Genomic DNA, 1,311 nt, shown 5'->3' with positions numbered 1-1,311 from the left:
GGGGTTGTTCATGGTGGTCAGCTCGAGCATCGAGGCTTCGGAGAAATAACGACGTTCGCCGGCTTCCCACTCGTCATGCTGCTCGATCAAGACAGACCCTGCCAAGCGCAGCAGGGCGGCAGCGTTGGGGAAGACACTGACGACGTCAGTGCGGCGTTTGATCTCTTTGTTGACCCGTTCCAACGGGTTGGTCGACCAAATCTGTCGCCAGTGACGCCGCGGAAAAGCAGCGAACGCGAGCAGGTCAGGTTGGGCATCGGTGAGCATCGCGGCGACCTTCGGGTGGGACCGTGCAAGCATGGTGGTGACCTCACGGAATTGCTTCTCGATGTGCTCACGGTCGGGCTGGGCGAAGATGGTGCGGATGATCGACGCCACCATCTCCTGAGATCCTTTCGGGACCACCGCGAGGACGTTTCGCATGAAGTGGACCCGGCATCTCTGCCAGCCGGCGCCTTGAAAGACCGTCCCGATGGCCTTCTTCAGCCCGGTGTGGGCGTCAGACATGACGAGCTTCACCCCGTCGAGACCGCGGGTTTTCAACGACCGCAGGAAGCTCGTCCAGAAGCCTTCATTCTCGCTGTCGCCAACATCAAACCCGAGGACTTCCCGGCGCCCGTCGGCAGCCACGCCAATCGCGACAACGACTGCTTGAGAGACGATCCGGTGCCCAACGCGCGCTGTGCAGTAGGTCGCGTCGAGGAACACATACGGGAAATCCTGCGCGGCGAGGGTCCGGTCCCGAAACTCCGCCACTTCCGCATCCAGGCCGGCGCAGATCCGGGACACCTCCGATTTGGAGATCCCCGTATCAGCGCCGAGCGCCTTGACCAAGTCGTCGACCTTGCGGGTTGAGACGCCGTGGACATAGGCCTCCATCACGACCGCGAACAGGGCTTGGTCGACGCGGCGGCGGCGCTCGAGCAGGGCGGGGAAGAATGACCCGGCGCGCAGCTTGGGGATCTTCAGGTCGACGTCCCCAGCCGTGGTGCTCAAAGTCCGTGGCCGGGTGCCGTTGCGATACGTGGTGCGGTCGCCGGAGCGTTCGAACGGGGCGGCGCCGATGAATGCGCTCGCTTCTGCATCGATGAGTTCTTGATACAACGTTTCGGTCGCGACGCGGATGCGGTCGGTGACATTGGTGAGTTTGAGTTCTCCCAGCAGGGTGAGCAGGGCAGACTGGTCTAGAGCCATCGTGTGGTGTCCTTCGTGAGTTGCTTTAGTCGGTACTCACTGACCATCCCACGGTGGCTCGCTACGTTAACGCAGCAACACTCAGGAGCGGGAAACAACACCACTCAACGGGACATG

The 1,311-nt window shown here is 62.2% G+C and carries 1 protein-coding gene; it reads right to left on the bottom strand.

All coding sequences use genetic code 11. The features are described 5' to 3' along the window. A partial coding sequence (locus tag CXY72_RS00015) for an IS256 family transposase (RefSeq protein ID WP_104125712.1) occupies positions 1-1,194 on the bottom strand: 1,194 nt, incomplete at its 3' end. Positions 1,195-1,311 lie beyond the last annotated feature (117 nt).

The sequence above is a fragment of the Cryobacterium sp. Y57 genome, from assembly GCF_002929505.1.
Taxonomy (GTDB): domain Bacteria; phylum Actinomycetota; class Actinomycetes; order Actinomycetales; family Microbacteriaceae; genus Cryobacterium.
This window is presented reverse-complemented; position numbering and strand designations above follow the sequence as displayed.